This window comes from Phytohabitans kaempferiae, from assembly GCF_042433955.1.
GTDB classification, from domain to species: Bacteria; Actinomycetota; Actinomycetes; order Mycobacteriales; family Micromonosporaceae; genus Phytohabitans; species Phytohabitans kaempferiae.
The window spans coordinates 69,345-93,076 of record NZ_JBHLUH010000007.1 but is presented as its reverse complement, the minus strand read 5'-3'; the positions used below and the strand labels follow the sequence as shown (position 1 = coordinate 93,076).

At 68.4% G+C, this 23,732-nt stretch carries 36 protein-coding genes; 4 read left to right on the top strand and 32 right to left on the bottom strand.

What is annotated here, in order from left to right; translation table 11 throughout:
• Position 1: 1 nt before the first annotated feature.
• The 15 genes from ACFFIA_RS06205 to ACFFIA_RS06135 all read right to left on the bottom strand — a co-directional run bounded on the left by ACFFIA_RS06205 (position 2) and on the right by ACFFIA_RS06135 (position 9,646).
• Complete coding sequence (locus tag ACFFIA_RS06205; RefSeq protein ID WP_377246782.1) at positions 2-355, bottom strand: helix-turn-helix domain-containing protein; 354 nt, start codon at positions 353-355, stop codon at positions 2-4.
• A 72-nt stretch (positions 356-427) separates the two neighbouring features.
• Positions 428-2,176 carry a replication initiator gene (locus tag ACFFIA_RS06200; RefSeq protein ID WP_377246779.1) on the bottom strand — a complete coding sequence of 583 codons (1,749 nt, stop codon included), beginning with the start codon at positions 2,174-2,176 and terminating at the stop codon, positions 428-430.
• Entirely contained in the window at positions 2,173-3,045 is an 873-nt protein-coding gene (locus ACFFIA_RS06195; RefSeq protein ID WP_377246776.1) for a deazapurine DNA modification protein DpdA family protein, read from the bottom strand. Before ACFFIA_RS06195 ends, ACFFIA_RS06200 begins: the two co-directional genes overlap by 4 nt.
• Entirely contained in the window at positions 3,042-4,103 is a 1,062-nt protein-coding gene (locus ACFFIA_RS06190) for a MotB domain-containing protein (protein ID WP_377246773.1), read from the bottom strand. Before ACFFIA_RS06190 ends, ACFFIA_RS06195 begins: the two co-directional genes overlap by 4 nt.
• 6 nt (positions 4,104-4,109) lie before the next feature.
• Positions 4,110-4,325, bottom strand: a complete 216-nt coding sequence (locus tag ACFFIA_RS06185) for a hypothetical protein (protein ID WP_377246770.1) — start codon at positions 4,323-4,325, stop codon at positions 4,110-4,112.
• On the bottom strand, positions 4,322-4,987 hold the full coding sequence (locus ACFFIA_RS06180) for a hypothetical protein (protein ID WP_377246767.1): 666 nt from the start codon (positions 4,985-4,987) through the stop codon (positions 4,322-4,324). The genes ACFFIA_RS06185 and ACFFIA_RS06180 overlap by 4 nt, the downstream gene beginning before the upstream one ends.
• Positions 4,984-5,289, bottom strand: coding sequence for a hypothetical protein (locus tag ACFFIA_RS06175; protein WP_377246764.1), 306 nt, complete (start codon positions 5,287-5,289; stop codon positions 4,984-4,986). The genes ACFFIA_RS06180 and ACFFIA_RS06175 overlap by 4 nt, the downstream gene beginning before the upstream one ends.
• A complete protein-coding gene (locus ACFFIA_RS06170; protein ID WP_377246761.1) occupies positions 5,286-5,510 on the bottom strand; it encodes a hypothetical protein in 225 nt (74 codons plus the stop codon). Before ACFFIA_RS06170 ends, ACFFIA_RS06175 begins: the two co-directional genes overlap by 4 nt.
• Positions 5,507-6,160 carry a DUF6197 family protein gene (locus tag ACFFIA_RS06165; protein ID WP_377246758.1) on the bottom strand — a complete coding sequence of 218 codons (654 nt, stop codon included), beginning with the start codon at positions 6,158-6,160 and terminating at the stop codon, positions 5,507-5,509. Before ACFFIA_RS06165 ends, ACFFIA_RS06170 begins: the two co-directional genes overlap by 4 nt.
• A gap of 241 nt (positions 6,161-6,401) precedes the next feature.
• Positions 6,402-6,734, bottom strand: a complete 333-nt coding sequence (locus ACFFIA_RS06160) for a hypothetical protein (protein WP_377246755.1) — start codon at positions 6,732-6,734, stop codon at positions 6,402-6,404.
• A 15-nt stretch (positions 6,735-6,749) separates the two neighbouring features.
• Positions 6,750-7,127, bottom strand: a complete 378-nt coding sequence (locus ACFFIA_RS06155) for a hypothetical protein (protein ID WP_377246752.1) — start codon at positions 7,125-7,127, stop codon at positions 6,750-6,752.
• A 66-nt stretch (positions 7,128-7,193) separates the two neighbouring features.
• Positions 7,194-8,051: an FtsK/SpoIIIE domain-containing protein gene (locus ACFFIA_RS06150; protein WP_377246749.1), complete on the bottom strand. Its 858-nt coding sequence runs from the start codon at positions 8,049-8,051 to the stop codon at positions 7,194-7,196.
• The gene (locus tag ACFFIA_RS06145) at positions 8,051-8,254 is read right to left on the bottom strand and encodes a hypothetical protein (protein WP_377246746.1); all 204 of its coding nucleotides are present in this window, start codon (positions 8,252-8,254) and stop codon (positions 8,051-8,053) included. The genes ACFFIA_RS06150 and ACFFIA_RS06145 overlap by 1 nt, the downstream gene beginning before the upstream one ends.
• Positions 8,247-8,705, bottom strand: coding sequence for a single-stranded DNA-binding protein (locus ACFFIA_RS06140; RefSeq protein ID WP_377246743.1), 459 nt, complete (start codon positions 8,703-8,705; stop codon positions 8,247-8,249). Before ACFFIA_RS06140 ends, ACFFIA_RS06145 begins: the two co-directional genes overlap by 8 nt.
• A 74-nt stretch (positions 8,706-8,779) precedes the next feature.
• Entirely contained in the window at positions 8,780-9,646 is an 867-nt protein-coding gene (locus ACFFIA_RS06135; protein WP_377246740.1) for a hypothetical protein, read from the bottom strand.
• Between the two features lie 198 nt (positions 9,647-9,844).
• On the opposite strand from ACFFIA_RS06135, the gene ACFFIA_RS06130 reads away from it, so the two are divergent.
• Positions 9,845-11,014, top strand: a complete 1,170-nt coding sequence (locus ACFFIA_RS06130; RefSeq protein ID WP_377246737.1) for a helix-turn-helix domain-containing protein — start codon at positions 9,845-9,847, stop codon at positions 11,012-11,014.
• Here the strand turns inward: ACFFIA_RS06130 and ACFFIA_RS06125 are convergent.
• A complete protein-coding gene (locus ACFFIA_RS06125; RefSeq protein ID WP_377246734.1) occupies positions 11,011-11,226 on the bottom strand; it encodes a winged helix-turn-helix domain-containing protein in 216 nt (71 codons plus the stop codon). The two genes, ACFFIA_RS06130 and ACFFIA_RS06125, sit on opposite strands and share 4 nt — an antisense overlap.
• Positions 11,227-11,346: 120 nt before the next feature.
• Between ACFFIA_RS06125 and ACFFIA_RS06120 the strand changes: the two genes are divergently transcribed.
• Positions 11,347-11,553 carry a hypothetical protein gene (locus ACFFIA_RS06120; RefSeq protein WP_377246731.1) on the top strand — a complete coding sequence of 69 codons (207 nt, stop codon included), beginning with the start codon at positions 11,347-11,349 and terminating at the stop codon, positions 11,551-11,553.
• A gap of 11 nt (positions 11,554-11,564) precedes the next feature.
• On the top strand, positions 11,565-11,921 hold the full coding sequence (locus ACFFIA_RS06115; RefSeq protein ID WP_377246728.1) for a hypothetical protein: 357 nt from the start codon (positions 11,565-11,567) through the stop codon (positions 11,919-11,921).
• Between the two features lie 266 nt (positions 11,922-12,187).
• Here ACFFIA_RS06115 and ACFFIA_RS06110 read toward each other — a convergent pair whose 3' ends face one another.
• The 6 genes from ACFFIA_RS06110 to ACFFIA_RS06085 form a co-directional block, all read right to left on the bottom strand.
• Positions 12,188-12,526: a hypothetical protein gene (locus ACFFIA_RS06110; RefSeq protein ID WP_377246725.1), complete on the bottom strand. Its 339-nt coding sequence runs from the start codon at positions 12,524-12,526 to the stop codon at positions 12,188-12,190.
• A gap of 16 nt (positions 12,527-12,542) precedes the next feature.
• Positions 12,543-13,058, bottom strand: a complete 516-nt coding sequence (locus tag ACFFIA_RS06105; protein ID WP_377246722.1) for a hypothetical protein — start codon at positions 13,056-13,058, stop codon at positions 12,543-12,545.
• Positions 13,059-13,566: 508 nt separating this feature from the next.
• Positions 13,567-14,370: a tyrosine-type recombinase/integrase gene (locus tag ACFFIA_RS06100; RefSeq protein WP_377246719.1), complete on the bottom strand. Its 804-nt coding sequence runs from the start codon at positions 14,368-14,370 to the stop codon at positions 13,567-13,569.
• A gap of 46 nt (positions 14,371-14,416) precedes the next feature.
• Positions 14,417-14,902, bottom strand: a complete 486-nt coding sequence (locus tag ACFFIA_RS06095) for a hypothetical protein (RefSeq protein ID WP_377246716.1) — start codon at positions 14,900-14,902, stop codon at positions 14,417-14,419.
• A gap of 3 nt (positions 14,903-14,905) precedes the next feature.
• Complete coding sequence (locus ACFFIA_RS06090) at positions 14,906-15,193, bottom strand: helix-turn-helix domain-containing protein (protein ID WP_377246713.1); 288 nt, start codon at positions 15,191-15,193, stop codon at positions 14,906-14,908.
• Entirely contained in the window at positions 15,190-16,896 is a 1,707-nt protein-coding gene (locus tag ACFFIA_RS06085) for a replication initiator (protein WP_377246710.1), read from the bottom strand. The genes ACFFIA_RS06090 and ACFFIA_RS06085 overlap by 4 nt, the downstream gene beginning before the upstream one ends.
• On the opposite strand from ACFFIA_RS06085, the gene ACFFIA_RS06080 reads away from it, so the two are divergent.
• The gene (locus tag ACFFIA_RS06080; RefSeq protein WP_377246707.1) at positions 16,803-17,303 is read left to right on the top strand and encodes a CPCC family cysteine-rich protein; all 501 of its coding nucleotides are present in this window, start codon (positions 16,803-16,805) and stop codon (positions 17,301-17,303) included. The genes ACFFIA_RS06085 and ACFFIA_RS06080 overlap by 94 nt on opposite strands.
• Here the strand turns inward: ACFFIA_RS06080 and ACFFIA_RS06075 are convergent.
• The 10 genes from ACFFIA_RS06075 to ACFFIA_RS06030 all read right to left on the bottom strand — a co-directional run bounded on the left by ACFFIA_RS06075 (position 17,285) and on the right by ACFFIA_RS06030 (position 23,018).
• Positions 17,285-17,989 carry a DUF2637 domain-containing protein gene (locus ACFFIA_RS06075; RefSeq protein ID WP_377246704.1) on the bottom strand — a complete coding sequence of 235 codons (705 nt, stop codon included), beginning with the start codon at positions 17,987-17,989 and terminating at the stop codon, positions 17,285-17,287. The two genes, ACFFIA_RS06080 and ACFFIA_RS06075, sit on opposite strands and share 19 nt — an antisense overlap.
• The gene (locus ACFFIA_RS06070; protein WP_377246701.1) at positions 17,986-19,395 is read right to left on the bottom strand and encodes an FtsK/SpoIIIE domain-containing protein; all 1,410 of its coding nucleotides are present in this window, start codon (positions 19,393-19,395) and stop codon (positions 17,986-17,988) included. Before ACFFIA_RS06070 ends, ACFFIA_RS06075 begins: the two co-directional genes overlap by 4 nt.
• Complete coding sequence (locus ACFFIA_RS06065; protein ID WP_377246698.1) at positions 19,395-19,799, bottom strand: hypothetical protein; 405 nt, start codon at positions 19,797-19,799, stop codon at positions 19,395-19,397. The genes ACFFIA_RS06070 and ACFFIA_RS06065 overlap by 1 nt, the downstream gene beginning before the upstream one ends.
• A complete protein-coding gene (locus tag ACFFIA_RS06060; RefSeq protein WP_377246695.1) occupies positions 19,796-19,960 on the bottom strand; it encodes a hypothetical protein in 165 nt (54 codons plus the stop codon). The genes ACFFIA_RS06065 and ACFFIA_RS06060 overlap by 4 nt, the downstream gene beginning before the upstream one ends.
• Positions 19,957-20,166 carry a hypothetical protein gene (locus ACFFIA_RS06055; protein WP_377246692.1) on the bottom strand — a complete coding sequence of 70 codons (210 nt, stop codon included), beginning with the start codon at positions 20,164-20,166 and terminating at the stop codon, positions 19,957-19,959. Before ACFFIA_RS06055 ends, ACFFIA_RS06060 begins: the two co-directional genes overlap by 4 nt.
• A complete protein-coding gene (locus ACFFIA_RS06050) occupies positions 20,166-20,348 on the bottom strand; it encodes a hypothetical protein (RefSeq protein WP_377246689.1) in 183 nt (60 codons plus the stop codon). The genes ACFFIA_RS06055 and ACFFIA_RS06050 overlap by 1 nt, the downstream gene beginning before the upstream one ends.
• A 97-nt stretch (positions 20,349-20,445) precedes the next feature.
• Positions 20,446-20,868, bottom strand: a complete 423-nt coding sequence (locus tag ACFFIA_RS06045) for a hypothetical protein (RefSeq protein WP_377246686.1) — start codon at positions 20,866-20,868, stop codon at positions 20,446-20,448.
• A 124-nt stretch (positions 20,869-20,992) separates the two neighbouring features.
• Positions 20,993-21,721, bottom strand: a complete 729-nt coding sequence (locus ACFFIA_RS06040; protein WP_377246683.1) for a GntR family transcriptional regulator — start codon at positions 21,719-21,721, stop codon at positions 20,993-20,995.
• 155 nt (positions 21,722-21,876) lie between these two features.
• Entirely contained in the window at positions 21,877-22,089 is a 213-nt protein-coding gene (locus ACFFIA_RS06035) for a hypothetical protein (protein ID WP_377246680.1), read from the bottom strand.
• On the bottom strand, positions 22,086-23,018 hold the full coding sequence (locus tag ACFFIA_RS06030; protein WP_377246677.1) for a helix-turn-helix domain-containing protein: 933 nt from the start codon (positions 23,016-23,018) through the stop codon (positions 22,086-22,088). Before ACFFIA_RS06030 ends, ACFFIA_RS06035 begins: the two co-directional genes overlap by 4 nt.
• Between the last annotated feature and the right edge of the window lie 714 nt (positions 23,019-23,732).

Sequence of the window (23,732 nt, the reverse complement as noted above, 5' to 3'; positions counted from 1 at the left end):
GCTACCTCCCCTCTCTGTGTTCTTGCGTTGCGCTGGCGCGCGCCCGACGCGGTACGCGAGCCGTCAGCCGCCCACTCGGCCGACTAGACTCCGCCGCTATCTCCACACTGGACGGTTGCTCCGGCGAGCGTCGTGGTGCGGGAATCACCGGCACGGACGCAGTCGGTTCGACCTTGAACAAGCGGCTGATCTCGGCGATGTCCTCGTCTGTGAACAGGTAGCTACCACCGATCCAGCGGTACGGGATACGGCGACGCCGAGCCTGTTCCCTGACCCACCACTCAGAACAGCGCAGCTTCCGGGCGACCTCTGCGGGCCGGTAGAAGCAGTCACCGGGTGGGGTTGTGCCGGTCATGGCGCCCTATCCTCCTCGCGCGGTTTGGTGTCAAGGTGGGCTTGACGGTGTTCTTGCGAACGCGGGTCGGTCCTAGGCGGCTGCTAGGACCGGGGCGTCGCCGTGTTCGCGGGCGAGTGCGGCGGATGTGTTGGCGAGCATCGCGTCTGCGGTTGTGTGCCATCCGGCGCCGACGAATTGGAGGAAGTTGACGACCAGGGTTGTGTCTTGCCCGGTGTCGTGGATGTTCGTCTGTGGGCCGGGACCGGCGTTGAGGTGCGGCACGAGGTTCGGGTTGGGGTTGATGCCGTGTAGTGCGCCGGTGATGGTGCGGCGGTAGACGATTCGTTGGTGGCGCAGGATGGTGAAGGTGACGCTGTAGGTGCGGGATTTGGTGAGGAAGTGGCCGCCGAAGCCGAGCATGTGTGCCCAGCGGCGTAGCCGCCGCCAGGGTTTGGCCGGGTCCGTAGTGGCGACGAGGATTTCGGCGCAACTGCGGTGCCGGCATGCCCGGCCGCAGGTCGGTCCGGACAGGGTGGGGCGCCAGGCCGGTGGGCTGGCGATCGCGGCACAGCTACGGTGCCGGCAAACGCGTTCGCAGACCGGTCCGTGCAGCGGCCAGCGTGGACCGCCGAGGGTCCAGCAGGCGTCGATGAGTCGTTCGGTGTGCGTGCCGTCCGGGTCGGCGTACAGGTGCACGGTTTGGTCAGTCAGTCGGGCGGAGGTGTGGCCGGTGACCTCGGTGGATTTGGTGGCGTACTTGGCCAGGTAGCCGGCGACCATGCCATCGGTGACCTCACCGTCCGCCGCGACGGTGATGATCCGGGTATCGACCTGGTCCCCCCAGCCGACCCGCCACCCGGTCGGCTTCGCCGGGTGGGCGGGTGTGGTGAACGCGACCGTGGCCGCCGCCTGCTCGACCAACTCCACCAGGTCGACCGCGTCGATCCCGGTCGGAGGCGGGAGGATGGCCGCCTTGTCGTCGGGGTCGGCGCCGTCGAGGCGGACGATGGCGTGGAAGTGCACGACGGCCCGACGTTGCATCTCGGACGCCTTGCCCAGCGACAGCTTGACCCGCTTCGGGTCGATCCCCCGCTGCTTGGCCAGGCGACGCAGCCGCTTGCGGAGGTGTTCGGTGGTGCGGCGCCACAGTTCGCCGGCTTGCAGGTTCCAGACCACCTGGGCGTCGTGGTCGTAGCAGTCGACGCACAAGGGGGTACCGGGCCGGCGATCGCCGTCTTCGTGGCGGGCGTAGCAGACCAGCGCAGTGCCATGTGGGCAGACCGGCTGGTCGCGGCGGGCGTGGCAGGGTTCGGCCCGGCAGTCGCAACGCCGACGCTCGGTGCAGGTGTGTCGTTTGACGTGCCGGCTGTGCACGGCCCCGAACGAGGGTGCGGTCAGGGTGACGAAGAGGGCCGGGTGGGTGGCGACGTGTTCGGGGACGCCTTTGCCGCCGACGAGCCCGGCGCGGATCACCTGGTAGGCGTCGCGTTGGTAGCGCTTGGAGCAGGTGGGGCAGACCGTGGCGCGGCGGTTGCCGCAGGGCTTGTAGATCACCCCATCCGGCATGCCGGCGGTGTCGACGCGGTTCAGGACGCGGCCGGTGTCGGCTTCGATGGTGAGGCTGGTGCCGGCGAGCCGGATCGGCCGGATGCATCCGGCGGCCGGTTGCACATGCTGGAGCCAGTCGAGGTAGTCCGGTTGGCTGGTACGCGCGAGGGCCTGTAGCTGTTGGTCGGGTGAGCGGAACCACCAGGCCGGGACGTTGCCGCCGGTGTCGACCAGGCTTCCTAGGCTGTCTGGTCGACCCGGGGTGGTGGGGGTGGTTGCGAGTGCGGTCATGCGGCCCACCCGGCGAGCGAGGGGCCGAACAGGGTCGGGCGTGCGGTCGCGTGGTCGATGGTGGCCAGGACGGTGCCGTGCCATTGGATGCCGTAGCGGGGGCAGTTGGCGCACGAGCGGTGCCGGCAGCCGGGTAGGGGTGGGCGGTTGCGTGCTTCCCGGCTCCAGGCCATCGAGTCGGCCGAGGTGAGCAGTTCGGCGTAGCGAGCGAGGCCGAGGGTTTTGACGCCGAAGCCATGCAGTCGGGTGAGGCCGGTTCGGTGCAGCGCGGTCAGGATGTCCTTGACCTGGTTGGTGGACTGGCGACGGCACACCGACCCGACACCCACCAGCGCCGATTGGGTGAGGTCGACGCCGTGGGCGGTGTACCGGTCGACGCAGCGCAGGTAGTCACCGGTGGACCAGCCCTGCACGACGGGGATGATGGGCAGCTCCGGCGCCAGCTCGCGCAGCCGCAGGTAGTTGGCGACCGTCCGGTCTTGGTGGTCGGCGATGGTGAGCCGGGTTTTGGCGAGGATGGCCGGTTCGCACATCCAGTCCTGCGGGGCTGCCCAGGCGAGTCGGCCGATCTGGTCGCGGTAGCGGCGGATCTGAGCGACGTAAGCGGTCGGGGTGGGGCCGTGGTCCCAGGTGCCGTAGCGGGACAGTTCGGTGAAGCCGCCGGAGTCCAGCGCCCACATGGTGTTTGCGTGGGGCAGGGTGCGGTAGCGGCGTAGCCGCCGGTCGGAGACGAACAGCGGCACCCGCACCGTGGGCAGGGTGAGCCAGTGCGGCATGTGGGTGCCGAGGTAGAAGCTGGTTGGCTCGGCGCACGGGGCCGTACCCCAAGCGGATGCTTGGGGTACGACGGTCAGCGTCGAGACAGTCACCGGGTCGGGCCACCCTTGGGGCGGTTGCCGTTGACGGTCGGTGCGGGTTTGGTTGGGGTGTTCGGGCCGAGGTCGAGTACGGCCAGGGCTTGCGCCGCTTCCTCGGAGGTCACCTTCAGACGCACGGCCAGTTGCCCGGCGGTGATCGGGGTTCCGTGTTCGGTGCGGTACTGCCGGGCTACGCGGTCAGCCTTTGCGAGCACGTCGGCGGGGACCACGGGCAGGGTGAGTTGTGCACGGTCCGACTCGGTGACAGGGGTGTCGGTGGTGGACGGTGCCAACCTCTCTGACGTGGCCGCCGGGTGGTGCGGTCGGGGCTTACGCGCAGGTGGGGCAGACTTTGCCGGCACGGGCGCCGGATCAGTCGGGCTAGTGGTCGGTGTCTTGGCGAGCCGGGCAGCGACGGTCGCCGGGGTCGGTACCGGTCCGGCCGGAACCTTGACCACGACCGGCACCAGGTTCGGCACCGGAGCGGCCTTCGGTCGACTGTCCGAGATGGATGGTTGAGTAGGCGTGCCGGTGACCGGAGTCGCCGGAACGGTGTCGATGGTGGACGGTTGGTTGATGCCGTGGGTCGTCGGTGACGACGGCGCGGGTATGGTGCCGGGCTTGGTGTTGCTTTCCCGGCGGATCAGGGCGCGCATGTGCACGGCCAAGCCGGCAACGGCCGGTGGCAGTGCGCCGACGATCGCGGCCAGCACGACGCGCCAGACTTCATCGGTGATGGATGCGGTGTGCAGCAGGTGGTAGGCCGACTGAGCGGCGATACCGATACCGGCCGCACCGTAGGTGTTCCACTTGGCGAACTTGGCGACTTTCTCGGGGACGGGTGACATCCACAGCACCAGCGCGACGACGACGTAGCCGTCGACCGCGACCGGCATCAGCCACGCCATGTGCAGCGTGAGCCCGAACAGGGATGCGGTTGCGGTGAACCCGGCCAGCACGGCCAGGGCTACCCAGGTGGTAGCGGACAGGCCGAACGAGGCCGCCAGGACCGCCCATGAGGCGACCGAGGCGAGCCGGGGCTCACCGGTGGTTGGCTTGTTGGTGGACACGGCCGTTCACCGCCCGTCCGGAGAGGCCGGGTCGGCGTAGAGGCTGAACGACATCACGACCACGTTCGGGTCCCGCAGGTGCTCCCGCAGGTCCCGCTGAACGTGACGGACGTCGTCGGCCGAGAGAATCGGCTCAGTCCGGCCGACGTCGATCGCGCCGTAGCGGATGCCGCCGTTACTCGGGCTGATGTAGCCGATCAGGTACCGGTATTCGTTGGTCATGGCACGGTCTCCGTTTCGCGCTGGTTGAACAGGTTCGGGATCGCGCTGGGCGGAGGCGGTGCCTGGTAGGGCGCCTGCCGTGCCGCCGCGCGCTTGCGTGCGTTGTTGCGGCCGTGCAGGTCGTCGGTCTGGTCAGGGGTCAAACGGTTGACCGCCCGTGGGTCCTCGTTGCGGCGCCGGTACAGCAGCGGCCGGACCGTCGCGTAGCTGGGGCAGGCGGTGGTTTTGTCGGTGTAGCGGAAGCCGCACCCGGGACAGACCGAGGCGGCCGGGATACCCGGGTGGTGGTCGGCGAAGACCTCCACCAGGGTCGCGACGGTGACACCCATGCCGGCCTCGATCAGCCGGCGGTCCAGGGCGCCGCCGGTGGCGGGTTTGTCGCCGTAGCGCATCTGCGCTGCCTGCCGGGACGTGCCCAGCCGGTCGGCGATCTCCTGCCACGAATACTTGTGTGGTCCGTTCTTCAGACCCGCGACAGCGAGCCGGGTGGTCGCGTCGACCTCCGACGACAACATCGCCAGGGACCGAAGTGCCTCGATGTCACCGGCGGCAACCCGACGCCCGTAGGCCCGCAGGATGCGGCGTACGAACGCGTCGAACTTGGTGTTCTCCACCGGCTCAGCGGGCCGCTTCCGCCGCACGGGCTTGCGGATGGCGGTCATGCGACCACCCCCACGAGCGTCCACACGGCCAGTGCCGTGAGGAACGTGGCGAGCAGACGGACCGTGGCGCGTTGCCAGCCAGCCGCGAGGTTCCACCAGCCCCACGTGAACAGGTAGGGCGGGTAGCCGACCCGGCGGGTACCGGCACGCCAGAACGTGCCATTGGAGTGGCGGCGTCCGTCCAGCGGGCGGCCGGTCAGGAACCGGAGCACCAGCCGGGCCACCCGCGGCCACATCCGGCCACGGGTGCGCCGGTTACGGCGGTTGCGCGTCAAGCCGGGCTTGACGGTGTTCTTGCTCATCCGGCCACCCCCAGGGTTCGGGGTGCGACCGCGTACTCGTCGTCCCAGCGGGCCGTGTACTCGAACTCGCGACCGCTGGCCAGGTCGACCAGCGTCATCACGATGCGGACACACGGCATCGTCGGGTCCCACTCGGCGACCTCGAACCGGCCACCGTCACCGACGATCACGTCACCGGTGTCGATCAGCCGCGCCGGCTTCCAGTCCAGACCGGTGCTCATGCGTCACCGCCCGGGTTGCCGGACATGGCGATGCTGAACAGGCGGTCCTTCTCGTCGGCGTCGGTAACCTCGACGTGCTCCCACCTGTTGCAGGCGTCGCAGCCGTAGACGCGCTCGACCTTCACCGGATCGCCGGGGAAGACCCAGACGTCCGGGGAGGTGTCGCATTCGCGCATCGGCTGACCGCAGCAGGTCAACGGCCGGTGGAGCCGGTCCCACTCGTCAGCGGCACCCTTCAGGGCAGCGATGACGTGGGAGCCGATCCGGGACGAGTCGTCATTCCAGTCGGCCACCAACTGCTCCCGGGCCGTCTGGTCGATCAGCGACACCGCGACCGGGTCGCACACGTCGGCGTTGACGCCGTAGGACAGCACCAGGTGATCGGCGAACGCCGTCACCGCCTGGTCGAAGGCGTCAACCGCCTCCTCGGTCACCAGGTCGGCGATGACCTCGGCTGAGCCGATCGTGGCCATCCGGATGGCGCCGAGCCCGCACGCGGGCGGGAACGCCACGTCCGGGTCGGCCAGTACGGCCCGGTCGAACAGGTCACCCTGATTCCAGCCGTGCCGGATCAGGTACAGGGCCGCACCCCGCAGGGTGTCAGCCGGGGTGATCACCATGCCGGCGATCGGGTTTTGGGTAGGCTGCATTACGCCGCCTCCTTTCGTTGGAAGAGGGATCGGTGTTTGGGTCGGCCGCGCCGGATCGCTTTCCAGGGCGTTGTGTCCGGTGTTGCCGGCCCATCCAGTAGGGATGGGATCGGTCGGCTACGCGGCCAGCGCGAAGTCCGACCGGCGAAGGCCCGTGACGTTGGGCCGGGACAGGCGGCGCGGCGTCGTCGCGAGGCGACGGTGCCGGCCGCGATAGCGGTACCTGTCGATGCGCATCGGTCTACGCCACCTCCCGAACCAGGTCCGTCAGCCGGTCGCGGATCGCGCCGGTGACAGGCGGTTCGGTTACCGGTGCCGGCGGGCGGCCGCACAGCCACACGGGGTGGCCGGCGAACGTGCCGTCCGCGTAGGCCGCTTGCTCGTTGGCCTCGACGTGGTGCCGGGTACGGACCTCGACGCCCAGCGCCTGCGCCCACATTCGGACCGCAGCGAGAGTGTCGAAGACCATCCGGATTTCGTCGGTGTTGAACGTGATGCGCATCGGCATCGGCAGGTCAGTCAACGCGACCGCCGCGTAGAACTCCCGGCGCCCTGTGCTCTGATCGGTGGTCATCTCGTGCACCTCCGGTCAGTGCCAGTGCTGCACGACGGTCACGCACTTGTGGCCGCCGACCGCGAGGCCGCCCAGGAGCAGGAGCACGGCCGGGATCGCGAGGATCAGGCCGAGGCCGAGCGAGGCGACCGCGACCACGGCGCCGGCGATGACCGCCACGACGGTCAGGCCGGCGACGATGCCGAAGCCGAGCCAGAAGCGGCGAACCTTGCGGTCCCGCTCGGCGATCTGGGCCTGACGGGCCACCCAGCGGGCGTACAGGACCCGGTCCCGCTGCCGCTTGATGGCCAGCTCCCGGTTCGACAGCGGCGCGAGGCCGCTGGTCGGGTTGCCGGGGTCGGCGTAGTGGATGACCCGTGGTGCCGGCTGGGCCGGCAGGTAGGGCTTGGCCATGTGATGGCCCTCCTTCAATTTGGGTGTGTTTCCGTCCCGGGATTCCGGGGGTCTAGGGATGGGTGGTTAGGCGACCGCCTTGAGCGGCTGGGCCTGGCGGACGGTGCCGCGCAGGGTGGCCGCGTAGCGGGCGATCGCGGCGCAGGTGGCGTCATCGAGGTAGGCCGTCTTGACCAGTCGGGGCGTGCCGCCCTCATCGATGAGCAACCCGGCGCCCGGGTTGGTCGGGGAAATGGTGTTGGCGGACCAGCCCTGCGCAGCCCAGCCGTGACCGAGCACGATGTCCGACGAGGAGTCGGTCGTGCACCGGCCCGCGAACCGCCACGCGAACAAATCCCGCAACGACGTGGGGATGATGTCCGACGAGGGGCGTTGGGTCGCGGCGACCACGATGATGCCGACCGCCCGACCACGAGCCACAAGGTCACGCAGCAGCGAGGAGAACTCCTCCCGCTCCTGTTTCTTGCCGGCCGTGGCCGAGAAGTAGGCGATCTCATCGACCGCGACCAGATACGCCGTGAACGTGTCGGCCGGCTGGATCTTGCGTCGCTCACAGTCCAGCAGGTACGCGTACCGCCGATCCATCATGATCGACAGACGGCGCAGCAGCGCCAACGCCCGGTCAAGGCTCGGACCGACGAACGCGTCAGCGCAGTGGCGCCACTGGCCCAACTCGACCTGCTTACCGTCCAGCAGGCACAGCCGGCAGTCCAACGACAACGCGGCATGCGCCACGACGGCGTTGAGTAGCGCGGACTTACCCGCTCCCGGCTCGCCACCGATGAGCATGTTGCGGTAGATCATCGGTACCCGGACCGGGTGGCCGAACTCATCGATCCCGATATGCACCGGGTCGAAGATCGACAGGGTCGGGCCGAGCGGCACAACCTCGTCACCGGGGGTGGTGGCGACCAGCATCGGCATCACCGACCACCGCCGGGCCGCCGGTAGGACACCGCCGACACGTCGGTCTGGTCGTAGCCGGCCGCGAGCGCGACCAGCTCCGCCCGCCACGACGTGTCCGACCCCGGCTCACCGCCGGACAGCACGTGCCGCAGGATCAGTTCCGCATCCCGCGACACGACCGTCACGACCGCGTCCGAGGTGGCCACGGACAGCTCAGCCATGACGCGCCCCAGCCGAAGCGGGAGCGGCGACCGACCAGGCGTCATCCGGCGCCTCATCCGGGGTGAATCCGTCCGAGGCCCGGTTACGGGACATCTTGGAAACCTTCGCCTGAGCGAACCGCAGCGACGGCCCCACCTCATCCACGTCCAGGCCGTAGGCCGAACGCTTCTCACCCTCCGGGGTCTCCCAGCGGGAGAGCTTGAGCCGACCGGACACCACCACCCGGGTACCCCGGGTCAGGGACTCGGCGATGTTCTCGGCCATGTCCCGCCACGCCGTGCAGGTCAAAAACAGCGGCTCACCATCACGCCACTGGTTGGAATCCCGGTCGAACGTGCGCGGGGTCGAAGCGACGGTGAACTTCACCAACGCCACACCCTGCGGCGTAAACCGCAACTCCGGATCGGCGGTCAGGTTCCCCACCACGGTCAGGATCGTTTCGTTAGCCACTACCGGCTCACTCCCTCACTGATTGGTTTCGTCCACAACGGACACACAGACACCGGGCAGAACACTGCGGGCGGTCACCGTCGACCCCCACGCGTCTCCACCTCGGGCTCAGGAACATCGGCCAAATCCAGGCCGACCGGCGGCACAGCCGGTGACACCGGCACAGCCGCAACACTGTTGGCGCGTAGGTGCGCGACCAGACCGGCCAGCGGAGACGCGATCGTTGCGACCAGGGGGTCACGCCGGGTCAGATCCACCCGCACCAACGCGGCGAACCGCGTCGACGCGCGAACGATCCGGGCCTCACCCGCCCAGCAGGCAACCGCGACCTTCCCGGTCTTGCCCTCCAGATCGACCAGATCCAGACCCGGGCGAAGCCACACCCAAACCCGCTCACCAGCCGGAGTCGGACGAGCCCACAAAATCAGCGGCAACGCCCCAGAACGGGTCTTCGTGGCCGCGCGGACCACCTCGGCGAAACACACCCGCAGCCGATGCCGGACCACCACACACCACGACCACGACACCAACCGCCGCCGCACCGGACCGGCCAGGGCACACGCCCCAACCACGACCAACAGCAGCACCAGCGCCACAACCGGATGCGTCACGTCCGCCACCAACGTCGGCACCAACACCGCGAACGCCACGACGACGGCCTCGAACGACCACCACCACAGCACCCGCAGCACCGGCCACGCCAACACCAGCAACGACGCCGAAACCCCGCACACCAGACCGACCGCGATACCCAGCACCACAGCCAACACCGGATGCGCGAACACCGCCGCCACCGCCGCAGTCAGCACACCGACCGCCGCCGTCACCGCGAAGAACGCAACCCGCGCCTTCCTCGCGTACGACGCCGACACCGGCGGCTCAACCACCGTGACCATCCCCGGACGGGGACCGAACAACTTACCTCCGAACAACGAGATCACCTCACCTCGATAGCACAACTGGTGTGTACCAGTTAGGATTGTGGAACTGGTACACACCAGTTGTCAATGTCGTAGAAGTGCCAGCTCAACCGGCGATCTACGCTTACGTCTCAAGGAAACCGAGCGCGTGACGGACCGGACAGAGTTGCGTCGTTGCCAAGGGCGACGGGACAACGTGGCAACGCGGATGATGGGGATATGGCGATGTTCGGCGGAATGCTCCGAGAGCTTCGGACTCAGCGTGGGTTGTCGCTGTCCCAGCTTGGCCGCATGGTCCACTACAACAAGGGGTACCTCTCCCGGGTCGAGAGCGGGCAGCGCCAACCCTCCGAGGATCTGGCCCGCCGTTGTGACGACGCCCTACAGGCCCGAGGCGACCTCATCGCCGCCGCGCACATCGACATTGCCGCCGCGAGGGACACTAAGCCGTCCGCGACCACCGAGCTACTACGCCGCATCCAAGCCAGCGATATCACGGAAGGCTCGCTGAGCGCCCTCCATGCGACGGTTCACGAGCTGTGCTGCCAGTACTCCTACCGCGACGCCATGGAGCTTCGCACTGAGGCTCACGACTGGCTCCGGGAGGTCGCCAGGGTCCTTCGACAGCCGGTGGGCCTGCACCAACACCGCGAGCTGCTGACGGCCGCCGGGTGGCTCGCGCTGCTCGTAGGCTGCCTCGAATACGACCTAGGCATGCGTGCCGGTGCCGAAGCGACCCGAACGGCGGCCGCCCAGCTCGGCGCCGAAGCCGGAGCCACAGAGATCGTCGGCTGGTCCTTCGAGATGTCGGCCTGGTTCGCACTGACCCAGGGCCGGTACCCGGCCGTGGTCGACGCGGTCGAAGGCGGCCAGGCCGCCGACCGAGGGCACAGCGTCCTCGTCCAGCTCGCGGCCCAGGAGGCGAAGTCCCGTGCCCGGATGGGTGACGTACCGGGCATGCGCGCCGCCCTGGAGCGAGGACGAACCATCCTTGACCGCCTGCCGGTGCCCGCGCGAGTGGATAACCACTTCGTGGTCGACCCCGCGAAGTGGGACTTCTACGCGATGGACGCGAGCCGGCTCGCGGGCGACAACGAGAACGCCGGCCGGTACGCCGCCGAAGTCATCGCAGGCGGCACCACGCCGGACGGCACCGCGCGTTGGCCAATGCGACTGGCAGAGGCTCGCTTGACCCTCGCTGTCGTCGCGGCGAGGGCCGGCGAACTGGAGCAGGCCGTCAATTACGGCATCCAGGCGTTGGATGTTCCCCGCCGTTCGCTGCCCTCGCTCATGATGGTGGCGGGCGAACTCGACGTCGAGCTTCAACGCCGCTACCCGGACGAGGCTGCGACCGAAGCATTCCGCGAGGCTCTACGCGCGATCCGCTAGCCCGGCCTCTCACTGACGAAGTAGCCGCGCCCGTGCTCCGCCCGTACAAGGCCCTCAGCGCTCAGCTTGAGGAGCACCAGGCGCACCGTCGTCCGGCTCACACCGAGGTCGTCAACGAGGGTTCGCTCGGATGGCAGCCGGTCACCCGGCGCGAGCTGCTCGCCGACAAGCTGCCGCACGGCATTCTCGGCGCGCTCCGTTACCTCACCCACTTGTGTCCCTCCGCTGCTCACCTGGTGTGTACCAGCGTACGCCCAGGAGCGACCCAAACTTGTTACCGGGCAGAACCACGGCGTTGGCGGCGAATGCCACAAACCCGGTACGGTGAAGGTATGGCGACCCCGGACCGCTCCGCCCACCCGGTACCGACACTGCCGGACGAGCTACGCGACCTGACCTACGAGCAGGCCACGCCGGAGCAGGTCGACCAGATCCGGGAACACATGCGGGCAGAACTCGCCGCCGCCGACGAGCGCTGGACCGCAGAGGACCGCGAGCAGCAGCGCAACGCGTTCCTACGCCAGCTCGACGCCGCGTGACCATCCGGGCGGTGCTCGACACCACCGCGATACGCGCATACGCCGCCAAGTCCGTAGCCGTTGGCGAGTTGATCGGGGAGTTCAGCGACGAGGGCGCCCGCTTCGGGCTACCCGTCCTGTGCCTGGTCGAGGCCGCCAAGGGCGCCGACGAAGAGGCCCGCTCGCGGCTAACCATCCTCGGCAAACACCCCGACGCCGAATGGCTGCCGCTCGACGGCACCCAGTGGCGCGAGATAGCCGCAGCCGCCGACCTACTCGGCACCATTGCCCGCGCCTGCGTCGCGCTACCGATCGCCCACGGACAGGCCCTCTACATCATCACAGCCGAACAGGACGGATATCCCGGCTTCCCGGTCATCCCCATCTGATCACGGCCGATTCGTACGCGACGCGTAGCGCACCCGGTGAGAACTTTCTGTACGTCTTCAAGGCGGCCCTGCGGGCCGCTGCCACGCGGTTGTGCCGGCCGGTCGCGCCTTGCCGCTTCGCTCCCGGCGCGAGCCGGCAGCGGTGGGCGGGACTGCCGGCCGACACGACGAAGCCCCGGGCATCGTCACCAGGAGAAGGCCCGGGTGCGGTCGTAGCACCCTCGAAGTGTCAGAATGGTGGAAAGAAGTCCGCCGAGCGGGACGATTTACTCTTTACCCGGTTTCTCGTCCTCAAGGTTGCGGATCAGGTCGTCCAGCACCGGAATCGGATCAAGCGACGGATCATTCAGCAAACTGGCTAGTTCCGATAGGGTCTGCGTCAAAGTGTTTGGCTTCTTCTGGCTGTAATCAGTGGAGAATTCAAGTACCTTGCTACCGCTCGCGTTGTATATCTCCATATCAATGCGGTGGTCAAACTTCCAAACGACGACCGACGAGCTAGGGCCGCCAGTGCTGAACGACTGTGCATCGGTACTGCTGCTCAGTAGATCCCAACGGATAAGGCCACGCCTTGTTTGCTCAACAAGGAGCGTCAACAGGCGCATAAGGCGGTCATCTGTACTATGCGTTGACATGGCTGTCTCCCGCCTGAATGCCTTGGACTGTAGCAACCGCGCCCAGTTCGTTAGTCACCTTCGCAATTGCTTGACGGACCTTGTGGGTGGTTGACACCAGATTCTTTGAAGGCCCATGTAGGTTGTGCTGCGCCACCGCTGCGGCAGTTACCGAATGCTGAATGTCTGTTAGCAATGACTGGTTTCCCAGTCTTCCGGCCTCTAGCAGGCCACGCACCTGACCGGCCTGCCACCGCCAACCTTGAAGGGCAGAGACGACTACCTCTTCAACTCCTTGCCGCACCGCTCGATCTAGCTCTTCTTCGACACGCTGAAGTTGGGGTATGAGTACCAGGAGGTTGCTTCGACCGATGGATGCTTGCGCATTATGGGCCGCGTCGCGAGCGGCGTCTGCGGCCGTTCGAGTTTTCCTTAGTTGCCGGTACGTAATGACGAAGCCAGTCACGAGACCCGGCACGGCAGTCACGTCTGCTATTCGTCCCGCAACATCGAAGAAGTCCAACGGTGCTCCTGCCTGCAAAGTCCCACGCGGGAACGGACGTTGATCACCGCAAGCCACGAACCGCATCGTAGTGGGTTGTGTCGCAGTCCGATACGGCCCTACGACCCGGGACCGGCCTCCGGCGGCCAGGGCTACCCGCCCTGGACCCGGGCAGCTCCGGGATGCCCAGCCGCACCGCTCGCCCGCCGCACACCACAGGCAGCCAGACCGCGCCCGCCTGGTCCAGGTCGTACGTCCAGTGGGGCGCTCCACCTGGACCAGGCGGGCGCGGCCCGGCCGGGGCAAGCCTGCGCGACGGGAAGCCTCAGCCGACCACCAACACCAGCCCGCTCGCGGGTTGGGAGAAATCTGGGAGACGATCTTCTGAAACAGAACGCCAGCAAGCACGATCAGACCAACGATGGCCAGCGATATATGCAGGTAGCGCGGCGTGTGTGCTGGTGACGAGTGGATCTTGACCTTGTTCACACCGAAGAGGTCACTGGTTCGATCCCAGTATCGCCCACATCTATGTGCCCAGGTAACGGCCCTCGTTTGAGGGCCGTTTCTCGTTGCCCTGGCCGTCGTTAGAGATCAAAATCAGCAAATCGTCAGCGAACGCCCGGCGCACCCGCTTCTGAGCCTCGCGGGCGTGGTCGGCGTAGAGGTTGAGCGTGGTCGACGGCTTCTCGTGCCCCATGATCTTCGCGAGGTTGTTGACCGGGACGCCCGCGTCGGCGAGCCACGTCGCGTAAGAGTGTCGCAGGTCGTGGAAGCGAAGACCGCCCGCGTGCATCTTCACGACGTGGGCGACGGCTTCCCGCTCGGTGGCGAACTCCGCCGACCACTCGACCCCGTCCGCGTCCGCCCAGGTGGCCCGGAACTTGAACGGGCGCGGCTCGGTCACCCGGCCGAGGAGCCCGGCGCGGACGAGCGCCGGCCGCCAGACCCGTGACCGGAAGAGCGTCCGCCGCATCGGCCCGCCGCTCTGGTTGGCGAAGATCGCGCCGGCCGGGCCGCCGGGAAACGCCTCACGATGCGCGGCCAGCAGCTCGGCGGCGAAGCGGGGGACCGGCACGACGCGCCGGCCCGCCCGCGACTTCGGGAAGGGCTTCATGCTCACCGTGCCGGCCACCTCCACTGCGGTCCTGACGACGGAGACGGTGACCTCGTAGGTGTCGAAGCAGGCCAGGCAGTGCGTTGCCTTGTGCTCCTTGCAGGCGCCGTCCCAGCCGCCCCAGTTGACCGCGTTCGCCTGGAGGCCGACGCATTCGCCCCAGCGGAGTCCGGTGCCGCCGGCCAGGGCCACGAGTGCGCGGTAGCGGTCGGGCACTGCCGGAAGAAGCCGCTCGGTCAGCTCCGCGAACGTGATGGTCTGGTCATCGGTGTCTTTCTTCCGGCGGCGGGGGGACCTTGACGCCTTCGCACGGGTTGAACGCGATAAGCCGATCCCGCACCGCACTGCGCAGCACTGCCGAAAGCAGCCGGAAGCACTCCGCCACGGAGGCCGGGGCGAGGCGGGTGCCCAGCTCGGAGACCCAGGTCTGAACCCCGGTGTGGTCGATCTTCACCAACGGCACACCGCCCCACCGGGGAAGGACATGTGTGCGCATGATCGAGGCATCCCGGGCAGCCGTGGTGCGCTCGCGGACCCGTGACGGGGTCCATCGGCTCTCGTACTCGCCGAACTTCACCTTGCCGATGTGCGGGTCGACGTACGCGCCCTTGTTGACCGCACTCTCGACGTCGGCCAGGAACGCGTTCGCCTCCTTCTTGGTGCGGAATGTCTTCGCCTTCTGCCGGCCGGCGTCGTCCCGCCAGTTCGCGCGGTAGGTGCCGGCCGGCGTCTTCACGACGTGGCCCATGGCTCACCAACCCTTTCTCGTGTGTTCGGTGCCGGTCGCCTGGATCGCGGGAGCGTTGTCGCCGTCGAGCCAGGCGTGGAATCGGTTGCGGGGGATGACCCAGCGCCGCCCGAGCCGTTCGGCGGGGATGCCGCCGGAGCGGACCAGGGCGTACGCCGAGCTGACCGAGATGGACAGCAGGCGTGCCGCCTCCTTGACGGTGTAGACCGCGCGGGTCGGGGTCGCTTCGCCGCGCGTCTGGCGGGGAATGAGGGGGATGACGTTGGTCATTCGTTCCTTTCGCTGGGTCATGTGGTCTGCTCCGCTCGCTCGTGGCTTGCTGTCGCAGTCGTGATTGCCGAAAGGCGTTGTCTGGCTTGGTGTAGCTCTGTTCGCCATCGGATGCGTGCGGAGACGGCGCGCAGGATGCGGTGTTCGAGTGGTGGGATGTCGGGGTCGTCTGGGCGGGCCAGCTCGAAGCTGTACCGGCCCGCGTGCTCCTGGCCCTCGTCCTCGGTGTCGGCCAGGCCGCCACCGAGGATGGCCCGAATCCACGCCCGGTTATCCGCACGATGGTCGGCGAGTGTCTTGCCTGACCACTGCCGGGAGACGAGCACGCGCCGTCCGGTAAAGCCGAGGGTGGCCCGCTGGTGCACCTTGCCGGAACAGCGGCCAGGCGTCAGGCCAGCCTTGACGCCGTCCGGCTGGATGCCGTAGAGCAGCCAGTTAGCGCACGTCGGCGAGCACGGCAGGATGGCTAGCTCGGCGTGGAGTCGGTCGAAGTGCGCGCGCTGCGCGTCGGACTGTGGTGCGGCGTGCTCGGTCAGGTCTTTGGTGACGTACTTCGTGACGTACCGGATGGCGCGTTCGGTGTCTTTGCCGCCGGCTTCGATGCCGCGCGCGTCGATCCGGCCGAGGCGGGCGACGTAGGCCGGTTCCGCATCCGCCTCTTCCAGGTCGTCCAGCGCTTCGCCCCAGGTCCGTAGCGGTTGCTTCGTGCGTGGGTCGACGTACGCGGCTTGGTCGGTGTCCCATACCGGCGGCCGGTCCACTGTGTACTTCGGTCGGTCGAAGGCCGGCCACCACACCTGGTGGTAGGTGGCGGCGGCTACCTGCTTGAGGAGTCGGCGGGGTAGGGTGCCACGGATCGCGAAGTGTGCATGTGGCGCGAGTCGGCGTTGGAGCTCGACGGCGCCGGCGTATTGGACGTTCCATCCGGCCGCGCGGCGTAGGTTCTGCCACCAGCGGTCCAGGACGCGGGCGAAGTGGATGGCGTCGAGCGCGGCCCGCCGGTAGTCGTAGGTGTTGGGGTCGATCGGCGTACCGAGCACGTCGTCTCGCTGGTTGTGCCGTTGCCCGCATTCGCAGGGCAGGACGTAGGCGCCGCGCCGTATGTGCTGGTGCACCGGCCCATGCGAGTCGAGGGTGAGCGTGACCAGCATCGACGGCCGGTGCGTCTTGCCGGTCCTGCCGGCGTAGACCCGGCCCACGGTCCGGTTGTCGACCGGGAGGCGGGGCAGGTCCGGGGAGTCTTGCCGCCGTTTGGTCGACCGTTTGCGGCGTGGCCGGTGGTCGTCCCGGTCGCGTGGGGTGAGGTGCCCGCGCAGGTCGGATTGCGCCAGGTGCTCGTCAATCTCCGTTATGGCGCCATCGATGTCGGCTATCTGTGCAACCCGCTCGTCGGGTGCCATCGGTTCATAGGCGAGCTGTTCGCGGGCGAATTCCAGGTGCGCGCGGTACCGGATCAGTTCCAACACCTCACCGGTGGGCCGGTCGGGTTGGATGGCGGGTTCGTCGGCCAGGTGCCAGCCTTCGCGGATTTGTTGGATGCGGAGGCGTCGGTTGCGTTCGGCGCAGGGCTTGCATTTGGCGGCCAGTCGCGCCCCGCACGGCACCTCGACCACCTCGGTCAGGCCGGTGTGTGTGTCGGTGCGCCGTAGGGCGAGGGGGCGGGTACAGACGCCGTGTTGTTCGGCGAGCAGCCGGAGTGCGTCTTTGGCGAGTGGTTGGCGCATGCGGGCGGCGCGGGAGCCGGGTCGTGGGTCGACGGTGTGAGGTTGCGTCACCGGCCCACCACCCGCGAGTCGTTGACGGTCGTGTGAAGCTCTTTGCCGTGGAGTTGCGTAACGACCCGGTGCAGCGCGGACCCGAGGGTGGTCCGTATGTCTGCCCGTGCTGTGGCTCCGTCACGTTGGCCGAGCGTGGCGGGTTCGAGTGCTGCCCGGTGTGCTGGTGGGAGGATGACGGTCAGGACGACCCGGATGCCGACGTGGTGCTTGGCGGCCCGAACGGAGACCTGAGTCTGACTGATGCCCGCCGGAACTTCGCCCGGTACGGCGCGAGCGACCCAAGGTACGTCCAGCACGTGCGTCCCCCGCGTCTGGAGGAGATGCCACCAACCGGTCACGGGCGCACCTCCTGATCTGGCTGGCCGCCGTTGCGGGACGGATACCCGGTCACCGGCACCAGTGCCGATCGGCCGACGTGGCGGATCTGGCGCAGTAGCTCCGATGCGGTGCTGTTGCCGACGCGCAGGGCGGCGCGGAGTTCGTCGCGGGTGATCGGTCGTCCGGTCGCGGCCTGGTGGTCGTCTGCGATTTGGCGGGCGGTTTGGATGAGGTCGACGGTGACGCCGTCTTGGTCGTCCTCGGGGTTGACCTGCGCGGGTACGGCCTCGGGACGGTCGCCGTCCTCGTCCGTCCTGGCGGGGTTTGGTGTGGAGGGTGGGGCGGGGACGGTGAGGACGAGTTTGGACAGGCCGAGGAACGCCAGCGCTGGCACGGCTGAGAGGAGCCAGCCGGATAGGCCGGGTTTGGCGACCGCGAGTTGTGCCGCCAGGGACAGGCACACGGCGGCGACGAGGAGGAACATTGGGTAGCCGATGCTGCCGCCGGTCCGGCGTCTGCGTCGGATGGTCAGCAGCGCGGCGAGGGGGATGAGTTCGGAGATGGCGGCGTTGGCCCAGCCGAACCAGTCCCCGGTCCCAGCGGGCGAGTTGTACATGGTCCAGTCGTGCACGTGCGTGAACGACGCCGCCCCGGCCAGCCCGCCGACTACGAGGAGGATGAGGACCAGGACCATGCCCTCGACGCGTTCGGCCCGGTTCATGCGGCACCTCCCGGGCGTGCGTAGTCGCGGACGAGTTGGGCGATGTCGGTATCGGTGAGGTAGGAGAACCGCACTCGCACCGGCTCCCGCACCCCGTCCAGTGCGACGTAGCCGATGCCGGGGGTGGTTTCGGGGATTTGGTCGCAGCGGGCGCCGCGGTTGCGGGAGCCGTCGCCCAGGACCATGTCCACCTGTTCCTTTTCCGTCAGGCGCAGACCAATGCGGGTCGGGAAGAGATCGCGGAACGGCAGCACCTCTTTGCGCGGGTCCTGGAGGGCGGCGATGACGTGGACGTCGACCGCTCGCCCTTGGGACAGCAGGAGGCCGAGTGCTTCGCGGATGCGTTCCTTGACCTTCCGGTCCGTGATGTAGGCGGTGAGCGCGGCCAGCTCGTCCACGACGATGACGATCGTGGGATCTCCCGGCGTCGCGATGTGTTGGCGGGTGATGCCGCGTAGGCGTGCGGCGCGTTGGCGCATGCGTTTGACGGCTTCTTCCAGGACGCCGGCCATGGTGTCGGGGTCTTCGTAGGCGAACCGGGTGAACAGTGGTTGTCCGGCGGCGAGTTCCATGCCGCCTTTGGGGTCGAAGACCCACAGCTCCACGAGACCCGAGCGGATGCCGCCGGCGAGGGCTCGGATCAGGGACCAGATGACCGAGCCCTTGCCCGAGTTCGTCGCCCCCGCGATGAGCAGTTGTGAGCCGGTCAGCCGCAGTCGGTAGGTTTCTCCGTCTTCGCGGACGCCGAGGGGCAGGGCGGTGAAGTCCGGCATGGCCGGGATCGGTAGCGGTTGGATGAGTCCGGCGAGCGGGTCGCGTCGTAGGAACCGGAGCGTGACCCGGTCCGGTTTGCTGGTCGCGTAGGCGCGTCCGTCGCGGAGCCGGAACGTGTACGCCAGACGTGGGGCGGCGGTTGCCCAGTCGTCGGGGATCTGACCGGGCAGCAGCCGCACGGTGACCTCGTCGCCGTAGCGGCTGGAGCGGACGCGGCCGAGGCGGGGGATGTACCGGTCGCCGTCGAACACGGTCGCCAAGCCGCAGGTTGCCATCGCCGACGCCCACCGCCGCCGGTAGACCCAGAGCCTGCGCCACCGGCCGACGATCGGGTGCCAGCCGAACCGCAGCCACGACGCGGGATGCAGCCGCCACCAGGCCAGGCAGCCGCCCGTGATGACGAGGACCAGGCCGAGAACGACGAACGAGCCGTATTCGGCCCGAAACCACACCGCCACACCGACCGGCATGGTCAGCCACCAGTAGCGCACCGACAGCACGACGAGGCGGGCCAGCCCGCGGACGGTCCAGACGATGAGTAGGAGCCAGCCGGGCATGTGCCACATCGGCATCCGGACGTTGAGGGGCGCGGTGGGGATCTTGTTCCCGGGGATGACGTTGATCAGTGGCATCAGCGGCCACCACCTGAGCCGTTGCCGCTGGCCGGCAGCGGCGGGAGCTGTTCTGTCGCACTGGCCCGCCTTGCCTGCCGGCGACGGACCGACGCCGACACTGAGGCAGCGGGCCGCCGGTCGTGTGGTGGTGCGGGGACGTGGCCGGTCATGGTGGGCAACCACTGTCCCCGGCCCAGCACGGCCCGTAGGTCGGTCGGGTCGGTGACGTGCGGCATGATCGAGGCCGGGTCCAGGTGACGCAGTCGCACGACGGTGCGGGCGAGAGTTGCTGCTGCTGCGGCGATCTCGACCAGGGCGGCGACTCGGAGCACGTCGACGGGGCAGCCGGTGTACAGCTCACGGGCGGCCAGGATGCCCGGTGCGGCGAGCCGATGGACGGTGGTGATGCGGGGTGCGGTCACAGCACCCACCACCCCGGGCGGGCGAGGGTGCGGCGGCAGGTCTTGCAGGCCATGTGTTGCAGGTCGAAGCGGCGGGGCTTGACCCAACGCCGGCAGTGCGGGCAGCGGATCTCATCGACCAGCACTGGCCGGGACCGGCGGAACAGGCGAGGCAGCTTCATGACCGTCCCTCCCGCAGTGCAGCGGCGTGCTGCCGGGCGATCCCGGCCAGCTCGACGGCTTCCGCCGACAGGTGGCCGTCCGTGGCGGCGATGCGCTGGAGCAGGTCGGCTTTGCGGTCGAACCAGTCGGCCCGCTCGCCGTCCGAGGAGTTGAGGCCGGGCATCGTCCGCAGCAGCGCGGACAACTCAGCGGCGAACGAGGCCATCACGACCACCCCTCGGCGTCGCTGACGAGTCGGAGGCCGTAGGCGGGGGTGGCGACAACCGTGCAGGCGTCGCAGGTGGTGGCGTGCGGTGGCATGGCGACCAGGTCGTCGCAGATCTCGCAGTGCCGCCACACCTCCCCACGACCCATCGACTGCCGCAGGACGTGGATTACGGTGGGCACCACGGCCCTCCCTTCCAAACGAGGGGAACAAGGGGTTGGGGCGGGGCGGGCCGGCTTCTTGGCGGAGGAAGACCCGCCCCGCGAACAGTCCTTGCGATCAAGCAACCGGGGCCGACACGGCAGCCGGCAGAACAGCGGTAGCGCGCAACGAGTACGCCATCCGCGCCTTACAGCCGCCGGTCGCCTTGCACCGCTGCGAGTCCACATAGGGCGTCAACGTCAGCCCGTCGAACGCCACCGCAGGCGGATAGCCCGGCACCGTGGACGTGGGCAGCACCGGACGATGCGGCGCGATCACCTTGACCTTGACCTCGGTCGACCGGCCGAACCGCCCCGCCTCCGGGTCCAGATCCATCACCCGCACGACCCAGACACGCTCACCGGAGTCCTTGTCCCGCGCCTGATCATCCGCCTGACCACGCCGGTCGAAATCCAACTGCGCGTCCACGCCGAGGCCGAGCGCGCCGTGCGGGAAGACGTAGTCGAACGGGACCGGAACCTTCAACGACAGAGGAACCACTGATCAACCTCCCAGCTTGCCACCAAAGCGGCAACTTGACTTGTCATGTTGACATCAAGCATAGCTAGGCATCGGTGACCGTCAAGGAAGTCGATCGACGAATCTCAAAGAAACTCTGCGCCGGTTAGCGCAGCGGGAACGAGTCCTCCAACTCATGCCGGTTGGCGGGCAGGACCGCGTCCACCGCGAGCTGTGGCTTACCGGCGATGTCGAACACGGTCACCAGCGCCGTGAGAACGGTGTCCCGGCGGCCGATCTTCAACAGCTCCGATTCCTCGACGGTCGGGGGTCGGGCGGAGATCCGTTCGCTGGCGTGGTCGAACTGCACACCCTTGCGCTGCCCCAGATACCGCAACACACTCTCCGTGACAGGCTCCGGCCTACCGATGTCGGTGCCCGCGGCCAGCTCGACCGGCACGTACAGCGTGGACAGTTCGACCGGTCCGACCTCGGCCACGACCAAGCGGCGGCGGGCGATGACCGGCGTTTGCGGGTCCAGGTCGAGCGCGACCGCGGCCCGGTTGGGTGCCATCACCGGCCCGACCCGCAACACCGACACCCCGGCATCCTCGGCCAGCTCCAACAAACCGGCCACGTGTTCCGGTGCGCGTCGTGCGGCCGCGCCGGGGCGGGCGCGGACGAAGCGGCCCTTGCCCTGCTGCGACTCGATCCAGCCGTCCTGCTGAAGGATGCCCAACGCGCGGACGATGACCGGGCGGGAGGCGTCGAACTCGGCGGTCAACTGCGCTTCGGACGGGATCGCACTACCCGGCGGGTAGGTGCCGTCCTGGATCCGTTGCTGGATCGCGTTGACCACCAGCACGTACTTTGGCGGCGCAACCTCGATCGGCATCCGCGCACCACCCCTCATCAGCTCGACCACTCGTCTTGTCAAGACCATAGCCGGAAACGAGTGTGGCGAGGAAGTACCGATCCAGTGACCGGCCCTCAAATGCGGATCTGCCGCCGCCCCTTTGAGCGGGCGACGGCAGACCATTCCGGGTTGTGCTACTGGCCCGGCTCGGGCGTGGACCTTTGCGTGGTGGCGTAGCGGACGCCGGCGAAGAACGCCTGGTAGTGGCTCACCAGCACCTCTGCCAGGTCCTCACACTGGGCCGGCGTGATGGTGATGGCGTGTTTGTCGGCGTAGGCGGCGATCTGCTGGCTGGCGATAGTCACCGCGGCCCGAGCGGCATCGGAGTCGAACGCAACAGTTGTCATGCCGCGACCGCCTCCCGCCCCGCCACCGCACGCTCCGACCTGCCGCCCTGTTCTTCGATGGCGGCCTTGATGAGGGCCATCGACTCCGACCGGCTCAGCGCGGCGTCTTTCAGCTTGTCGAACGCCGTGTCGTACCGGTGGGCGGCCTCGGCCTCCAGGACGGCGTTGCCGGTCAACTGGTCCAGCAGCGCCACCGGCGGAAACGGCGCCCGCATCCGGCACACGGTGAACCCGCCCTCCATCCCGGCGTGCATCGCGGCAACCGTCGGCAGGACCAGGATCATCACGTGCGGCCGCGACTCGACCACGCGGGTCAGGTGCTCCCACTGCGCCACCGACACCGCCGCACCGCCCAGCCGACGCGACAGCATCGACTCGTCCAGGATCACCGTCAACCGGACCGGCGGCTTGGCGTCCAACACCATCTGCCGTTCCAGCAACCGGCGGACCTTCTGGTCCGCCATCGTCACCGGCAGATGCGGATCCGTGAAACGTAGTAGCGCCTCGGCGTAGTCCCGCGACTGCACCAACGGCGGCACCAACACCGGCGCGTAAACGCAGACCTCCTCCGCCCGGGACTGGATCCACCACGGGTCGATCACCGGCAGCTCGTTGATCCCCGCCGACCCCACATCCTTCACCCCGGCCACCTGCCAGTGACACACCCGCCACGCGTTCCGGGCCAGCGCCACCAGCTCTTCACGCTCGCGTTCCTCGAACACCCCGTACACGTCCAACAACGCCGCCACATGATCCGCCCGGAAGGGCCACTCGGCGCGTTCGTACCGGGCGAGGGTGGAGAACTCCACGCCGAGGTAGGAGGCGATGTACTTCAACGTCAAACCCCGATCCTCCCGCATCATCCGCATCCGCTCGCCCAGAAACTGAGCCCGAACCGAATAATGAAAATGCTCGCGCTTCGTCGGCACCGCACTCCTCTCCTCCTACATCACCGTCGGACGGCGGGACCGTCCCAACATTCCCGGACCTGAAAGGGCACCGGAGCGGGCCAGGGCAACATCGCGGCCACCGGCAACCCCATGTCCCGACACACCGTTTGACACCCGCCCGGCGCCCGACCTACGACCCCGCCGACGCCGGCACCCCGGCGCAGTCCGGGCAACGGCGCCGCCGCAAACTCACCCGCGACTCACCCGCCCGCACCACACCCCGCATGCTGGACAGCCGCCAACCACGCCCCTCACAGGAACGGCATTGGCCCGACACGTTCGGCTCGGTCATACCAACGACAATCCCGTGGCAGCCAGCAGCAAACCATTACGCGGCGCTATACAAGCAGTAGATACAGGGGACCGGTGGTCAACCAGACCACCGGCCACCATGGACGTTCGGGCCGCTCAAGGGGGCGAGTCGATACGCTCCCCGCCTGCAACGCCGAGTTCATGAGCCGAATACGTGATCACGTCCAAGGTATTCGACGGATGCCGATGGCACGCGTAGCCTCGAAGTTGGTCCCACATCTTCCGTATCAGGGGGTGCCGTGCCACCACGCTCGACCGGGCGCCTGGAAATCCCAGCCGGGTTCTGGGATCGCGACGAGGTCAAGCGAGCGCTGGCGGCCCGCGATATCGGGGGACTGTTTCGACTCGTGCGCCAGCACACCGGAGCAAGCCAGACGATTA

Bases quoted from the DNA above. Each gene is read 5' to 3' on its own strand.
- ACFFIA_RS06205 (WP_377246782.1), bottom strand. From the start codon at position 355: ATGACCGGCACAACCCCACCCGGTGACTGCTTCTACCGGCCCGCAGAG.
- ACFFIA_RS06200 (WP_377246779.1), bottom strand. From the start codon at position 2,176: ATGACCGCACTCGCAACCACCCCCACCACCCCGGGTCGACCAGACAGC.
- ACFFIA_RS06185 (WP_377246770.1), bottom strand. From the start codon at position 4,325: ATGACCAACGAATACCGGTACCTGATCGGCTACATCAGCCCGAGTAAC.
- ACFFIA_RS06180 (WP_377246767.1), bottom strand. From the start codon at position 4,987: ATGACCGCCATCCGCAAGCCCGTGCGGCGGAAGCGGCCCGCTGAGCCG.
- ACFFIA_RS06175 (WP_377246764.1), bottom strand. From the start codon at position 5,289: ATGAGCAAGAACACCGTCAAGCCCGGCTTGACGCGCAACCGCCGTAAC.
- ACFFIA_RS06170 (WP_377246761.1), bottom strand. From the start codon at position 5,510: ATGAGCACCGGTCTGGACTGGAAGCCGGCGCGGCTGATCGACACCGGT.
- ACFFIA_RS06165 (WP_377246758.1), bottom strand. From the start codon at position 6,160: ATGCAGCCTACCCAAAACCCGATCGCCGGCATGGTGATCACCCCGGCT.
- ACFFIA_RS06160 (WP_377246755.1), bottom strand. From the start codon at position 6,734: ATGACCACCGATCAGAGCACAGGGCGCCGGGAGTTCTACGCGGCGGTC.
- ACFFIA_RS06155 (WP_377246752.1), bottom strand. From the start codon at position 7,127: ATGGCCAAGCCCTACCTGCCGGCCCAGCCGGCACCACGGGTCATCCAC.
- ACFFIA_RS06150 (WP_377246749.1), bottom strand. From the start codon at position 8,051: ATGCCGATGCTGGTCGCCACCACCCCCGGTGACGAGGTTGTGCCGCTC.
- ACFFIA_RS06145 (WP_377246746.1), bottom strand. From the start codon at position 8,254: ATGGCTGAGCTGTCCGTGGCCACCTCGGACGCGGTCGTGACGGTCGTG.
- ACFFIA_RS06130 (WP_377246737.1), top strand. From the start codon at position 9,845: ATGGCGATGTTCGGCGGAATGCTCCGAGAGCTTCGGACTCAGCGTGGG.
- ACFFIA_RS06120 (WP_377246731.1), top strand. From the start codon at position 11,347: ATGGCGACCCCGGACCGCTCCGCCCACCCGGTACCGACACTGCCGGAC.
- ACFFIA_RS06110 (WP_377246725.1), bottom strand. From the start codon at position 12,526: ATGCGCCTGTTGACGCTCCTTGTTGAGCAAACAAGGCGTGGCCTTATC.
- ACFFIA_RS06095 (WP_377246716.1), bottom strand. From the start codon at position 14,902: ATGGGCCACGTCGTGAAGACGCCGGCCGGCACCTACCGCGCGAACTGG.
- ACFFIA_RS06090 (WP_377246713.1), bottom strand. From the start codon at position 15,193: ATGACCCAGCGAAAGGAACGAATGACCAACGTCATCCCCCTCATTCCC.
- ACFFIA_RS06085 (WP_377246710.1), bottom strand. From the start codon at position 16,896: ATGCGCCAACCACTCGCCAAAGACGCACTCCGGCTGCTCGCCGAACAA.
- ACFFIA_RS06075 (WP_377246704.1), bottom strand. From the start codon at position 17,989: ATGAACCGGGCCGAACGCGTCGAGGGCATGGTCCTGGTCCTCATCCTC.
- ACFFIA_RS06070 (WP_377246701.1), bottom strand. From the start codon at position 19,395: ATGCCACTGATCAACGTCATCCCCGGGAACAAGATCCCCACCGCGCCC.
- ACFFIA_RS06060 (WP_377246695.1), bottom strand. From the start codon at position 19,960: ATGAAGCTGCCTCGCCTGTTCCGCCGGTCCCGGCCAGTGCTGGTCGAT.
- ACFFIA_RS06055 (WP_377246692.1), bottom strand. From the start codon at position 20,166: ATGGCCTCGTTCGCCGCTGAGTTGTCCGCGCTGCTGCGGACGATGCCC.
- ACFFIA_RS06040 (WP_377246683.1), bottom strand. From the start codon at position 21,721: ATGCCGATCGAGGTTGCGCCGCCAAAGTACGTGCTGGTGGTCAACGCG.
- ACFFIA_RS06035 (WP_377246680.1), bottom strand. From the start codon at position 22,089: ATGACAACTGTTGCGTTCGACTCCGATGCCGCTCGGGCCGCGGTGACT.